Below are 13,851 nucleotides of genomic sequence, written 5' to 3' on the forward strand. Positions count from 1 at the left end.
GTTCTCAGGCGATGTCGCCGGCGCCGCCCTCGGTCGGGGCCGCGCCGGAGCGCTCCCCGCCGGGCCGGACCGGTCCGGACGCCGCCCGGATGCTGTCGAGGGCGGCGTCGGCCACCGCGCGGGGCGTGATGCCGAACTCCTCGTAGAGGCGCTGGTAGGAGGCCGACGCGCCGAAGTGCTCCAGGCTGACCATGCGGCCCGCGTCGCCGACCACGTCCCGCCAGCCCTGGGCGACGGCCGCCTCGACGCTCACCCGCGCCCGCACCTCGGGCGGCAGCACCGCGTCCTGGTAGGAGTAGGGCTGCTCGGCGAACCACTCGCGGCAGGGCATGGAGACCACGCGGGCGTCGTGCCCCTCGGCGGCCAGCAGTTCGCGCGCCTCCAGGGCGATGTGGACCTCCGAGCCGGTCGCGACGAGGATGACGTCGGGGGTCTCGGCCCGGCTGTCGGCCAGCACGTAGCCGCCTCGGGCCGCCTCCCGCGCCGGGGCGTACGCGCCCTCGCCCCGCTCCAGCACGGGCAGCGCCTGCCGGGTCAGCGCGAGGCCCGCGGGCCGGTCCTGGTGCTCCAGGACCGTGCGCCAGCAGACGGCGGTCTCGTTCGCGTCGGCGGGCCGTACGACGTCGAGGCCGGGGATGGCGCGGAGCGCGGCCAGTTGCTCCACCGGCTGGTGGGTCGGGCCGTCCTCGCCCAGGCCGATGGAGTCGTGGGTCCAGACGTAGATCGTCGGCAGCTCCATCAGGGCGGCGAGCCGGACGGCCGGGCGCATGTAGTCGCTGAAGATGAGGAACGTGCCGCCGTAGGGGCGGGTGAGGCTCTGGAGGGCGATGCCGTTGAGGATCGAGCCCATGGCGTGCTCGCGGATGCCGAAGTGGAGCGTGCGGCCGTAGGGGTTGCCGGGGAACTCGCCCGTCTGCCGGGACTCCGGGACGAAGGACGGCTCGCCGTCCATCGTGGTGTTGTTGCTCCCCGCGAGGTCGGCCGAGCCGCCCCACAGCTCGGGCAGCACGGGGGCCAGGGCGGTCAGCACCTCGCCGGACGCCTTGCGGGTCGCCATGCCCTTGGGGTCGGGCTCGAAGACGGGGAGGCTGTCGGTCCACCCCTGGGGGAACCGCTGCTCCCGCAGCCGGTCCAGCAGCGCGGCGCGCTCGGGATGGGCGGAGCGCCACTCCTGGTAGCCGGTCTCCCAGGCGCGGTGGGCCTCGGCCCCGCGCTCGCGGACCTGGCGGGCGTGGCGCAGGACGTCCTCGTCGACCGCGAAGTCCGCCTCCGGGTCGAAGCCGAGCAGGGCCTTCGTGGCGGCGACCTCGTCGTCCCCGAGCGCGGAGCCGTGGGCCTTGCCGCTGTTCTGCTTGGTGGGCGCGGGCCAGCCGATGATCGTGCGCAGCAGGATGAGGGAGGGGCGGCCGGTCTCCTCCTTGGCCGCCCGCACGGCGGCCAGCACGGCGTCGACGTCCTCGACGTAGTCGCCGGTCCGCGTGAAGTCGACGGTCTGGACGTGCCACCCGTACGCGGTGTACCGGGCGGCGACGTCCTCGCTGAAGGCGATGTCGGTGTCGTCCTCGATGGAGATGTGGTTGGAGTCGTAGAACAGGATCAGGTTGCCCAGCTCCTGGTGGCCGGCGAGGGAGCTGGCCTCGGAGGTCACGCCCTCCATCAGGTCGCCGTCGGAGGCGACGACGTAGACGTGGTGGTCGAACGGGCTGCTCCCGCGCGGCGCGTCCGGGTCCAGCAGCCCGCGCTCCCGGCGGCCCGCCATCGCCATGCCCACGGCGGAGGCGAGGCCCTGGCCGAGGGGGCCGGTGGTGATCTCCACGCCTCGGGTGTGGCGGTACTCCGGGTGGCCGGGGGTGGCCGAGCCCCAGGTGCGCAGGGCCTTCAGGTCCTCCAGCTCCAGGCCGTAACCGCTCAGGTAGAGCTGGACGTACAGGGTCAGGCTGGTGTGGCCGCAGGACAGCACGAAGCGGTCCCGGCCGAGCCACTGGTCGTCGGCCGGGTCGTGCCGCATCACCTGCTGGAACAGCAGGTACGCCAGCGGGGCCAGGCTCATCGCGGTGCCGGGGTGGCCGTGGCCCGCCTTCTGCACCGCGTCGGCGGCCAGCAGCCGCGCGGTGTCGACGGCCCGGACGTCGAGCGGGCCCCAGCCCGCGGCGTCCGCCACGGGCGGGGCGAGCTTCGGGTCGCGGCCGCGCGGTGCGCGGTCCCGGTCGTCGGGGGCGTTGGGGGGTGCCATCAAGTCCTCCTGGTCGGTGGGGCGGGGTGCTGCGTGCGGTGGGGGCGCGGGCCCCGTGGCCCTCGCTCAGGCTCCGGGGCCGCCGCCGCGGAAGGCGCCGCCCTCGTCCCGCGAGGGGCGGGGACCCGGCGGTGCGGGGCGGGGGCCGAGGTTCCCGTGCCCCACGCGTCGGTGGGCGGTCCGGCGTGCGCCGGCGCCGAGGCCGGCCGGCTCCCGCGCGGTCTCCCCGTGCGGGCGGGCGCGCCCGCTCGGCGGGCGGTCGCCGGGGGTCGACAGGGTCCCGTGCGAGCGCGCCCGGCGGCGGGCGCCCCGTCCGACGGGACCGATGAGCGGGGCCGCCGCCGCGCCGCCGACCAGGAGGGGGACGATCCAGCCGGCCGGGGACGTGGAGGCGGCCGGGCTCCCGGCGGTCCCCTCGGAGACCGGGTCGGGATGTTCGTTCATCGGGGCACGCCTCCTCCTGTCGCGTTCCGGGTCGCGGACGGCCGTCCGGCCGTTTCCGGCGGGTCCCCCGTAACGCGGCGCCCAAACACACGACGCCCCGGCGGCCGGGGCGCACGGGGCCGTACGGGTGAGGGCGGGGGCCCAGGTCCCCGGTCCTGGTCCGAAGGACCGATCACCGCCCACCCCTCCTGCTGCTAGCCTGCTCCTGCATAGAGGTTGCAATAACAACTGGACGGCATTCCCAGCAGTCGAAGGGTTCGCATCATGGCCACGTACACGCTCCCGGAACTCCCGTACGACTACGCGGCGCTCGAACCGGTCATCAATCCGCAGATCATCGAGCTGCACCACGACAAGCACCACGCCGCGTACGTCAAGGGCGCGAACGACACCCTGGAGCAGTTGGAGGAGGCCCGCGAGAAGGGGGCCTGGGGCGCGATCAACGGCCTCCAGAAGAGCCTCGCCTTCCACCTGTCCGGCCACATCCTGCACTCGATCTACTGGCACAACATGGCCGGCGACGGCGGCGGCGAGCCCCTCGCGGCGGACGGCGTGGGCGACCTCGCCGACGCGATCGCCGAGTCCTTCGGCTCCTTCGCGGGCTTCAAGTCCCAGTTGACCAAGGCCGCGGCCACCACCCAGGGCTCCGGCTGGGGCGTGCTGGCGTACGAGCCGCTCAGCGGCCGGCTCATCGTCGAGCAGGTCTACGACCACCAGGGCAACGTCGGCCAGGGCTCGGTCCCGATCCTCGTCTTCGACGCCTGGGAGCACGCCTTCTACCTCCAGTACAAGAACCAGAAGGTCGACTTCATCGAGGCGATGTGGCAGGTCGTCGACTGGCAGGACGTGGCGAAGCGCTACGCCGCCGCCAAGGAGCGCGGGGACGTCCTGCTGCTCGCCCCCTGACCCCGCCCCCGGCTCCGCTCCGGCGGACGGCGCGTCCTGCCTCGTGATCGTCTTCTCACCCTTCACACCGGCAGGCGGAACAACGGAGAGCCCCCGCGAGGACGTGACTCGCGGGGGCTCTCCCCTGTCCGCGCGCCGCGCGTCCGGCCGGCGCGACGCCCGGACGTCAAGCGCGCGGACCGGGATCACCGATACGGGCCGATCACCGCCCCGGAGCGTGTCACGGCCGCCGGAGCGGTCGTTGAGGCCATGGACCCGTCCACCACGGCGCGCCGAGCGCGCTGCGGCCGGGGCTTCGTCCCCTTCACCAGCGGTCACGCCGCAGCACCTCACGAACCAGGGCAGGCCGATGAGTCAGCACTCCCTCGCCGACGGCGCGGTCGGACCGCGGAGCCTTCTGCGCGAACTGGAACCCGTCGTCGAGCAGCTCCTGTCGCGCCACCTGGACCGCGTCACCGACTGGCTCCCCCACAGTTACGTGCCGTGGGGGCGCGGCCGGGACTTCGACGGCCCGCTGGGGGGCGAGCCGTGGGAGGAGACCCAGTCGGACCTGTCCGCGCCCGTGCGCAGCGCCCTGCTGGTCGGCCTGCTCACCGAGGACAACCTGCCCTCCTACCACCACGCCGTCGCCCAGGAGCTGGGCCAGGACGGCGCGTGGGGGGCCTGGCTGCACCGGTGGACCGCGGAGGAGGACCGGCACGCGACGGCGATGCGCGCCTACGTCCACGCCTCGCGGTGCGTCGACCCGCTCGTCCTGGAACGCTCGCGGATGGCCCATCTGAGCCGCGGGTTCACCCCGCACCACCACGACGACCTGCTGGCGAACGCGGCGTACCTCATGATCCAGGAGCTGGGCACCCGCGTGTCGCACCGCAACACCGGCCGCCAGAGCGGCGATCCGGTCTGCGACCTGCTGCTGTCGCGCATCGCGGTGGACGAGAACCTGCACATGCTCTTCTACCGCGACCTGTTCGCCGCCGCGCTCGAACGCTGGCCCGACCAGGCGATGTGCGCCCTGGCCGAGGCCGTCACCTCCTTCCGTATGCCCGGCGCCGAGATGCCCGGCTTCCGCCGCCTCACCGTGCACGTGGCGGTGGCCGGCATCTACGACCAGGGGGTGCACCACCGGGACGTCCTCCTCCCCCTCCTGCGCCACCTGCGCGTGTGGCAGTCGCCGGGCCTCTCCGCCGCGGGCGAGATCGCCCGCGACCGGATCACGCGGTACGTGGAGGACCTCGCCGGGGCCGCCGCGCGCTTCGACGAACGCCGCGCCCGCCTGGCGGCGGAGCGGGCGGCCGCCCCCCTGCCCGAGCCCCGCGATCCCTAGCGGTCCATGGCAGCGCCGCACCGCGCCTCTCCCCCACCAGCCCCAACCGTCGCGTAAGGACACCCCCATGCCGAACCCGGTCACTGCCTCGCCCCGGCGCGAGCACGCGGGAGGCCGCCGATGAAGGTCGTCGAGGCGATCGGCGTCGCCGGGGCCGGGCAACTGCTGCCGGGCCTGGTGCACGCGCCTCCGGGCCGGCCGGGCGGCGGTGGCGCGGAGCCCTCCGCACGCGGCGGGGAGCGGGGGCTGAGCGGCCCGCGGATGGCGCGGCGGGTGACCCTCGCCGCGCTCGACCAGGCGGGCCTGAAGCCCGAGCACGTGGAGCTGCTGGTCCTCGCGTCCGGTTTCGACAACGGCGACGAGTGGCGGCTGGCCCCCTTCCACCTCGCGCGGGCGTGCGGTGCGGTGCACGCGACCGTCCTGGGCGTGCAGCAGATGTCGTGCGGCGGAGCGGCCGGGATCGAGCACGCCGTGGCCCGGATGATGGCCGACCCCGCCCTGGAGCACGCCGTGGTGGCAGCCGCCGACTCCTTCGCCGACCTGCCCGCCGAGCACTGGACCAGCGCCACCGGCGAGGGGGTCGCGCTGGAGGACGGCGCGGCGGCGGTGGTGCTGAGCCGGGTCGTGCCCGGCCGGCTCCTCATCCGGTCCGTGGCCTCGCGCGGGACCCTCGCGCTGCCGGCGGACCCGGCGCCGGAGGCCCGGGAGACGGCGGCGAGGGACACCGTCAAGCAGCACCTGGCGCACGCGTGGGAGATGCGTCGCCTCATCGGCGCCGTGATCCGCCGGGCGCTGGAGGACATCGACACGGGGCCGGACGACCCGTCCATCGCGACGGTGCACCTACCGCGCCTGGGCCAGCCGTTCCTGCGGGCGGCGGTCCTCCCCGCGCTGCCGCCCCCGCTGCGGGTGAAGGTCAGCGCCATCGGGCAGGGCGCCGGCCACCTGGGCTCCGGCGACCTGCTGGCCGACCTCGCCACCCTGCACGCCGCGGAGCCGCCCGCCGGGCACGCGCCGAAGGCCCCGCTCTCCCTGCTGCTCTCCCTCGGCACCGGCATGACCGCCAGTTGCGTCGTGGTCCAGAACACCGGCCCGCTGCGCGCACCCCGCCTCTGACGCCCGCCCGCCCCCTCTCGGAAGGACCTCCGCCGTGTCCCCCATGCTGACCCTGCTCGTCACCACCCTCACCGACCACTTCGGCAAGACCGCCGGCGCGTTCGGGCCCGGCACCCGGCTGGAGGAGCTGGAGGTCGACTCCATCGCCATGCTGGAGCTGCTGACCGTCCTGGAGGACGAGCACCACCTGCACATGCCCGACGACATCACCGCGCTGCGGGACAACCCCACCCTCTCCGAGGTCGCCGACTTCCTCCAGAGCGTGCAACCGGACGCGTCCAGGAGCGCCGCGATGACCGGGCCGGCCGCCGTATGAGCACCTCGGCCGTGGCGGTGACCGGGCTGGGCATGGTGACCGCCGGGGGACACGACACCGCGTCCACCTGGGAGTGCGTCAGCGAGGGCCTGGGGACCGCCTCGTACGACGCACGGCTCCAGGGCCTCGCCGTCACCTTCTCCTGCCGGGCGGACGCCTTCCGCCCCGAGCACGTCCTCGGGCCCAACTACACCTGGCGCATGGACCGCTTCATCCAGTTCGCCCTGGCCGCCGCGCGGGAGGCGGCCGTCCACGCGGGGCTGAAGCGCGGCACGGTCGAGCCGACGCGGCTGGGCGTGGTCATCGGAGCCAGCGGCGGCACCGCGACCAACGGCACGGCGTGGCGGAAGCTGTTCGACAACCGGCCCCAGGGCATCTCGCCCACGACGATCCCCGGCGGCTCGGCCAACATGGCGGCCGGCGAGGTCAGTCTCGACCTCGGGGCCCAGGGCCCCGGATTCTGCGTCAGCACCGCGTGCGCCTCCGGCTCCTCCGCCATCAGCCTCGCCCGCGACCTGCTGCGCTCCGACACCTGCGACGTGGTGGTGGCCGGCGGCAGCGACTCCGCCTGCTCCCCCCTGGCGTCCGCCGGCTTCGACAAGCTGCGGGCCCTCTCCCGCCGCAACCAGGCGCCGGAGGCGGCCAGCCGCCCCTTCGACGCCGACCGCGACGGCTTCGTCCTCTCCGAGGGGGCCGCGGTGCTGGTCCTGGAGCGCGCGGAGCACGCCCGTGCCCGCCGCGCGCCCGTGCACGCCTACCTGGCCGGCGGGGCGCTGGGCTGCGACGCCCACCACTCCACCGCCCCGACCCCCGACGGCAGCGGCGCGGCCCGCACCATCCGCGCCGCACTCGCCTCCGCCGGGCTGGACGCCGCCGACATCGACCACGTCAACGCCCACGGCAGCTCCACGGAGCTCAACGACCTCTCCGAGGCACGCGCGCTGCGCACGGTCTTCGGGTCGCCGCCGCCGGTGACGGCCAACAAGGGGGTGCTGGGCCACTCCATCGCCGGCGCCGGGGCCATCGAGGCCGCCCTGACCGTCCTGACGCTGAAGCACCAGCAGATCCCGCCGACGGCCAACCTCGACGCCGTCGACAGCCGCATCGACCTGGACGTCGTCGCCAAGATCCCGCGCCCGCACCGTATGCGCGCGGCCCTGAGCACCTCGTTCGGGTTCGGCGGCCAGAACGCCGCCCTGATCTTCACCGGCGCGTGACCGCCCCCGCCGGCCGCCGCGACCATCCGGGCCCGGTCCGCGCCGGGCCCCCGTACGGACGAGGACGCACCATGGGACGAAGTGTCGTGGTCACCGGGGCCGGCAGCGGCATCGGGCTGGCGACCGCACTGCTGCTGGCAAGGGCCGGGTACGACGTCATCGGCACCGCCCGCACCCCGGAGAAGGCGGAGAAACTGGCCGCGTACGCCCAGGAGCGCGGGGCGCGCCTGCGCACCGTCGCGCTGGAGCTGACGGACCCCGACGCCTGCCGGGAGGTCTTCGCCGGCATCGCCGAGGACACCGGCGGCGGCCCGTGGGCGGTGGTCAACAACGCCGGCATCGTCACCCCTCGGGCCGTCGAGGACGTCACCGAGGCCGACGCGCGGAGGGTCATGGACGTCAACGTGCACGCCCCGGCCCGGATCGCCCGGCTGGTCCTGCCGGGGATGCGGGACCGGGGCGAGGGCCGCATCGTCAACGTGGCGTCGATGGGCGGGCGGGTGTCCCTGCCGCTCAACGGCTGGTACTGCGCCAGCAAGTTCGCCCTGCGGGCGCTGACCGACGCGCTGCGCATGGAGAACGCCGCTCTGGGCGTCCACGTCGTCCTGGTCGAGCCCGGCTTCCACACCACGGCGCTCCTGGAGCAGGCCGCGCGCGCCCTGCGCGAGCCCAGCGTCGTCAGCGACCGCTTCACCGCCAGCTACGGCGCCACCGCGGCCGCCCTGCGCCGCCCCGAGCGCTACCGCGGCCCCGACGTCGCCGCCGCGGCGATCGTCCGGGCGCTGGGAGCCGCCCGGCCCAGGGCCTGCTACCGGGCGGGGGCGGCGGCGCGGTTCAGCGTGGCCTCCAACGCCCTCCTCCCCACGGCCGTGACCGACCGGACCAAGAAGAGCCTCGCGGGCCTCGCCCCCTCGCACCTCGGCCTGCGCCGCCGCCTCGCCGGACTGGCCGGTCTGCCGGGGGTCTCCGCCCCGCGCCGGGGCGGCGGCTGACGCGCGACCGGCCCCGCGCGGGCGCGCGGGGCCGGTCGGAGCGGGCGGGTCAGTCGAAGATCGGGCCCTGCGTGCGGGTCCGCTTGATCTCGTAGAAGCCGGGGATGGAGGCGACCAGCAGCGTGCCGTCCCAGAGCTTCGCCGCGTCCTCGCCCTTGGGGGCGGGGGTGACGACGGGGCCGAAGAAGGCGATCTGCTCGCCGTCCGCGCCGGGGACGGCGATGACCGGGGTGCCGACCTCCTGGCCGACCTTGTCGATGCCCTCCTGGTGGGAGGCGCGCAGCTCGGTGTCGTAGGCGTCGGAGTCGGCGTACTCGGCCAGCTCGGCCGGGAGGCCGACGTCCTGGAGGGCGGCGGCGACGGCCTCGGGGGTGGGGCCCTCGCCGTTGTTGTGGAAGCGGGTGCCGAGCGCGGTGTAGAGGGGGCCGACGACCTCGTCGCCGTGCTTCTGCCGGGCGGCGACGACGACCCGGACCGGGCCCCAGGCCTTGGTCTCCAGCATCTCGCGGTACTCCGCGGGCAGCTCGTCCAACTTGTCCTCGTTCAGCACGGCCAGGCTCATCACGTGCCAGCGGACCTCGACGTCACGGACCTTCTCCACTTCCAGCATCCAGCGCGAGGTCATCCACGCCCAGGGGCAGAGCGGGTCGAACCAGAAGTCGACCGGGGTCTTGCCGTTCGCCGGGGTGTTCTCGGACATGAGTCTCCTCTGAAAGGCGTGTTGCGACTGTGGGGGGAAACCGCGCCGAGGGGCCGGCCATTCCCGGACGTCGGACATCCGGGGACGCGTGCAAGGATCAATGGGTTCGAACACGACACATGACGCGCGTCACGAAGGAGTGCCCGTGCCCGGAGAAAACCTGTCCCGCGACGAGGCCCAGCGCAGGGCCGAGCTGCTGACCGTCGACGGTTACGACATCGCTCTGGACCTGCGGTCCGCCGTCGGCGGGCCCGAGGGCGGCGACGGGGAGGGCGGCCCGCGGACCTTCCGCTCGCTGACCACGATCCGGTTCCGGTCGGCCCGCGGGGGCGCCTCGACCTTCGCGGACCTGGTGGCCCCGGCCGTGGACGCGGTGACGCTGAACGGCACGGCGCTGGACCCGGCCGCCGTCTTCGACGGGACCCGCGTGGCGCTGGACGGGCTGCTGGAGGGCGAGAACGTCCTCGTGGTCGACGCGCGTTGCGCGTACAGCCGGACCGGCGAGGGGATGCACCGCTTCGTCGACCCGGAGGACGGCGAGGTCTACCTCTACACGCAGTACGAGCCGGCCGACGCCCGCCGCGTCTTCGCCAACTTCGAGCAGCCGGACCTCAAGGCCCCCTTCCGCTTCCGGGTGACCGCGCCCGAGGGCTGGCGGGTCTGGTCCAACGGGGCGGAGGAGGAGCACGAGGGCGAGGAGTGGCGGTTCGAGCCGACGCAGCCGATCTCGACGTACATCACCGCCGTCGTCGCCGGTCCGTACCACTACGTGAGCGACCACTACACCCGCACCCTGGACGACGGCACCAAGCTGGAGATCCCGCTCGGCGCGATGTGCCGCAAGGGGCTGGCCCGCCACTTCGACGCGGACGACGTCTTCCTCGTCACCAAGCAGGGCCTGGACTTCTTCCACGACCACTTCGACTACCCGTACCCCTTCGGGAAGTACGACCAGGCGTTCGTGCCCGAGTACAACCTCGGGGCCATGGAGAATCCGGGCATGGTCACCTTCCGCGAGGAGTACATCTACCGCGGCAAGGTCACCTCGGCCGCCTACGAGCGGCGCGCCAACGTCATCCTGCACGAGATGGCGCACATGTGGTTCGGCGACCTGGTCACCATGGAGTGGTGGGACGACCTGTGGCTGAAGGAGTCCTTCGCGGACTTCATGGGCACCTTCTCGATGGTCGAGGCGACCCGCTTCACCAACGGCTGGATCACCTTCGCCAACAACCGCAAGGCGTGGGCCTACCGGGCCGACCAGCTCCCCTCCACGCACCCGATCACGGCCGACATCCGCGATCTGGAGGACGCCAAGCTGAACTTCGACGGCATCACGTACGCCAAGGGCGCCTCCGTGCTCAAGCAGTTGGTGGCGTACGTGGGCCGGGACGCGTTCCTGGAGGGCGCGCGGCGCTACTTCAAGCGCCACGCCTACGGCAACACCCGGCTGGGCGACCTGCTCTCGGTGCTCGCCGAGACCTCCGGGCGCGACATGACGGCCTGGTCCCGCGCGTGGCTCCAGACCGCCGGCCTCAACGCGCTGACCCCCGTCGCCGCGTACGACGAGGCCGGGAGGCTGACCGAGCTGGCCGTGGTCCAGGAGGCCGCCGCCTCCCACCCCGAGCTGCGCCCGCACCGGGTCGCGGTCGGCCTGTACCGGCGCACGCCCGAGGGCGGGCTGACCCGGTACACGCGCGCCGAGGCGGACGTGGCCGGGGAGCGGACCGTGGTGGAGTCGCTGGCCGGGGCCGAGCGGCCCGACCTGATCCTGGTGAACGACGACGACCTCACGTACTGCAAGGTCCGCTTCGACGACGCGTCCCTGGCCACCCTCCGCGACCACCTGGGCGACATCGCGGACCCGCTGGCCCGCGCCCTGTGCTGGTCGGCGCTGTGGAACCTGACCCGCGACGCGCTGCTGCCGGCCCGCGACTTCGTCGCCCTGGTGCTGGCGCACGCCGGGCGGGAGAGCGACATCGGGGTCCTCCAGATGCTGCACGCCTGGGCGCGGTCGGCGCTGGTGCACTACGCCGCCCCCGAGTGGCGCGAGGAGGGCGGCCGGGCGCTGGCCGAGGGCGCGCTGCGCGAGCTGCGGCTCGCGGAGCCGGGCAGCCAGCACCAGTTGACCTGGGCGCGCTTCTTCGCGGCGGTCGCCTCCCGCGAGGAGGACTTCCCGCTGCTGGGCGGGCTGCTGGCGGGCACGGACCGCGTCGACGGCCTCGACGTCGACCAGGAGCTGCGCTGGGCCCTCCTCTCCCCGCTGGCCGCGCACGGGGTGGCCGACGAGGCGGCCATCGACGCCGAGCTGGCCCGCGACGACACCGCGTCCGGCAAGCGCCACCACGTACGGTGCCTGGCCTCGCGGCCGTCGCAGGCGGTGAAGGACCGGGCGTGGGCGGACGTCGTGGAGTCGGACGCGCTGTCCAACGCGCTGGTCGAGGCGACGATCGCGGGCTTCGACCAGCCCTCGCAGCGCGAGCTGCTGGCCCCGTACGCGGACCGGTACTTCGCGGCGATCGAGCGGGTCTGGGCGGAGCGGTCCATCCAGATCGGTATGCACGTGGTGCGGGGGATGTTCCCCGGTCTCCAGGACGGTCCGCGGACCCTGGCGGCGACGGACGCCTGGCTGGGCGAGCACCCGGACGCCGCTCCGGCGCTGCGCCGGCTGGTGCTGGAGGCGCGGGACGATCTCGCGCGGGCGCTGCGCGGCCAGGAGTGCGACCGGCGGGCGCAGGAGGCGGTCTGACCGGGGCGCACGGGCTCGGTGTGCGCGCGGCGCGCGCGGCGCTCGCACACCTGCCCGGTGCGCCTGCCGGTGCGAATCCGGCGTGACGGGCCTTTGCGGCTGTCGAACATCTGCCCTTCGGGGCGGTGTTGTCCGGAATCGTCGACGGACGTGTAACAGCGGCCGGGGCGCGCCCGGACGGCGGGAGACTGCCGGACATGACCCAGAACACCCCCCTCCCGCCCCACCCCTCGCACGACCTCCGGGACGTGACGCACCGCGTCCTGTCCGCCGCCCAGCTCCGGGCGCGGGGCGTCCTGGCCTCGCAGGCGTCGGCCCGGTGCCTGCCGGGCGGCCCCTGGCAGCACCTGCTGCCGGGGGTCTTCCTGCTGCACAGGGGCGCGCCGAGCGGCCAGGAGCGGTTGCGCGGCGCCCTGCTGTACGCGGGCCGCCCGCCGGCCTCCTCCCGGCGCGCGTCCCCGGAGCCGTCGGGCGCGGGGTACGGCGAGGCGATGGTCACCGGGCTGGCGGCGCTCGCGCTGCACGGCTTCGTGGCGGCGCCGGACCCGGAGGCGCTGCCCCGCGTCGAGGTCCTGGTGCCGCGCACCCGGCGGCTGCGGTCCACCCGGTTCGTGGAGGTGGTGCGGGCCTCCGCGCTGCCGGCCCCGGTGCGGCTGGCGGGGATGCCCGTCGCCCCGGTCGAGCGGGCGTTGGCCGACGCGGTGGCGGGGCTGGGCGATCCGGCGCTCGTACGGCGGCTGCTGACCGAGGCCGTGCGCGGCGGGCACAGCGACCCGGTTCCGCTGGTACGGGAGTTGGGCGCGGCGAAGCTGCTGGGGCGGCCGGCCGTGGCGGGTGCGGTGGACGTGCTGCTGGCCGAGGGGCGGTCGGCCGCGGAGGCGCGGCTGTACGCGATGGTGCGCGAGCACGGGCTGCCGGAGCCGCTGTGGAACGTGGAGCTGCGGCTGCCGGACGGGCCGGAGGTGGGCGGGGTCGACGCGTACTGGCCGGAACAGGCCGTCGCGGTCGAGCTGGACGTCCCGGCTCCCCGGTTCGGCGCGCCGGAGCGGGGGCGGCGCGCCCCGGCGTACGCGGAGGGCCCGCGGTGGTTGGCGGACGGCGCCCGGCGGGACCGGTTGGAGCGGCTCGGGGTCACGGTCGTCCCCCTGGCCCCGAGGAAGCTCCGCGAGGCGGCGGGCCAGCAGGCCGCGGTGGTGCGTACGGCGCTGATGGCGGCGAACGACCGGGAACCGGCCGCGTACCTGGTGATCGCGCCGCGCTGAGGGGGGGTGGGGCTGCACGGTGGAGCCGGAGACGGGCCGGGGAGGGCCGGTCCGAGCCGGGGAGGGCAGGTCCGGGCCGGTGAGGGCAGGTCCGAGACGGTGAAGGCGGTCCGAGGCGCGGTCCGAGCCGGTGAAGGCCGGTCCGGGCTGGCGAAGGCAGGACCGGGCCGGCGAGTCCTGGCACGGCCCGGTGGGACTGGACCGGGTCCGATGGGGCTGGATCGGCCCAGTGGAGCCGGACCGGCCCGGTGGAGCCCAGTGGAGCCGGACCGGCCCGGTGGAGCCCAGTGGAGCCGGACAGGCCCGGTGCTGCCCGACCGGCCCGGTGGAGCCCAGTGGAGCCGGACAGGCCCGGTGCTGCCCGACCGGCCCGGTGCTGCCGGACCGGCCCGGTGGAGCCGGTACGACCCAGCGGGCCCGGCCCGATGGCCCCCGGCCGTCGCTCCGCCCGTGCGCTTTCGCCTCGTTCGTCCCCCGTGACGTATCGCGCCTCGTGGCGGATTTCTGCCATGCACCTGACTCGTCTTCGTCAACCCTCCACAAACCTCTGTCATTTACGACAAGCTGAGCGGTCATCCGGTACCGAATT

The 13,851-nt window shown here is 74.8% G+C and carries 11 protein-coding genes; 8 read left to right on the plus strand and 3 right to left on the minus strand.

Annotated elements, in window-relative coordinates:
* Positions 1–4 precede the first annotated feature (4 nt).
* Both tkt and ACZ6EJ_RS12200 read right to left on the minus strand, forming a co-directional pair.
* A complete protein-coding gene (gene tkt, locus ACZ6EJ_RS12195) occupies positions 5–2,233 on the minus strand; it encodes a transketolase (RefSeq protein WP_469266582.1) in 2,229 nt (742 codons plus the stop codon).
* Positions 2,234–2,299: 66 nt separating this feature from the next.
* Positions 2,300–2,677 (minus strand): hypothetical protein, encoded by a 378-nt coding sequence (locus ACZ6EJ_RS12200; protein WP_469266583.1) that lies wholly within the window; start codon positions 2,675–2,677, stop codon positions 2,300–2,302.
* 264 nt (positions 2,678–2,941) lie between these two features.
* On the opposite strand from ACZ6EJ_RS12200, the gene ACZ6EJ_RS12205 reads away from it, so the two are divergent.
* The 6 genes from ACZ6EJ_RS12205 (at position 2,942) to ACZ6EJ_RS12230 (ending at position 8,551) form a co-directional block, all read left to right on the plus strand.
* Positions 2,942–3,583, plus strand: coding sequence for a superoxide dismutase (locus ACZ6EJ_RS12205; protein WP_469266585.1), 642 nt, complete (start codon positions 2,942–2,944; stop codon positions 3,581–3,583).
* Positions 3,584–3,932: 349 nt separating this feature from the next.
* Positions 3,933–4,910 (plus strand): acyl-ACP desaturase, encoded by a 978-nt coding sequence (locus ACZ6EJ_RS12210; protein ID WP_469266587.1) that lies wholly within the window; start codon positions 3,933–3,935, stop codon positions 4,908–4,910.
* 120 nt (positions 4,911–5,030) lie between these two features.
* Positions 5,031–6,026: a beta-ketoacyl-[acyl-carrier-protein] synthase family protein gene (locus ACZ6EJ_RS12215; RefSeq protein WP_469266589.1), complete on the plus strand. Its 996-nt coding sequence runs from the start codon at positions 5,031–5,033 to the stop codon at positions 6,024–6,026.
* A gap of 43 nt (positions 6,027–6,069) precedes the next feature.
* Complete coding sequence (locus tag ACZ6EJ_RS12220) at positions 6,070–6,342, plus strand: acyl carrier protein (protein ID WP_469266652.1); 273 nt, start codon at positions 6,070–6,072, stop codon at positions 6,340–6,342.
* Positions 6,339–7,559 carry a beta-ketoacyl-[acyl-carrier-protein] synthase family protein gene (locus ACZ6EJ_RS12225; protein WP_469266591.1) on the plus strand — a complete coding sequence of 407 codons (1,221 nt, stop codon included), beginning with the start codon at positions 6,339–6,341 and terminating at the stop codon, positions 7,557–7,559. Before ACZ6EJ_RS12220 ends, ACZ6EJ_RS12225 begins: the two co-directional genes overlap by 4 nt.
* A 71-nt stretch (positions 7,560–7,630) precedes the next feature.
* Positions 7,631–8,551 (plus strand): SDR family NAD(P)-dependent oxidoreductase, encoded by a 921-nt coding sequence (locus ACZ6EJ_RS12230; RefSeq protein WP_469266593.1) that lies wholly within the window; start codon positions 7,631–7,633, stop codon positions 8,549–8,551.
* A 49-nt stretch (positions 8,552–8,600) separates the two neighbouring features.
* On the opposite strand, the gene ACZ6EJ_RS12235 is transcribed toward ACZ6EJ_RS12230, so the two are convergent.
* On the minus strand, positions 8,601–9,251 hold the full coding sequence (locus ACZ6EJ_RS12235; protein ID WP_469266595.1) for a mycothiol-dependent nitroreductase Rv2466c family protein: 651 nt from the start codon (positions 9,249–9,251) through the stop codon (positions 8,601–8,603).
* A gap of 145 nt (positions 9,252–9,396) precedes the next feature.
* On the opposite strand from ACZ6EJ_RS12235, the gene pepN reads away from it, so the two are divergent.
* Together pepN and ACZ6EJ_RS12245 are read left to right on the plus strand one after the other, a co-directional pair.
* Positions 9,397–12,000 carry an aminopeptidase N gene (gene pepN / locus ACZ6EJ_RS12240; RefSeq protein WP_469266597.1) on the plus strand — a complete coding sequence of 868 codons (2,604 nt, stop codon included), beginning with the start codon at positions 9,397–9,399 and terminating at the stop codon, positions 11,998–12,000.
* A gap of 197 nt (positions 12,001–12,197) precedes the next feature.
* Entirely contained in the window at positions 12,198–13,262 is a 1,065-nt protein-coding gene (locus ACZ6EJ_RS12245; RefSeq protein ID WP_469266598.1) for a hypothetical protein, read from the plus strand.
* Positions 13,263–13,851 lie beyond the last annotated feature (589 nt).

The sequence above is a fragment of the Streptomyces sp. NPDC041970 genome (assembly GCF_055588985.1).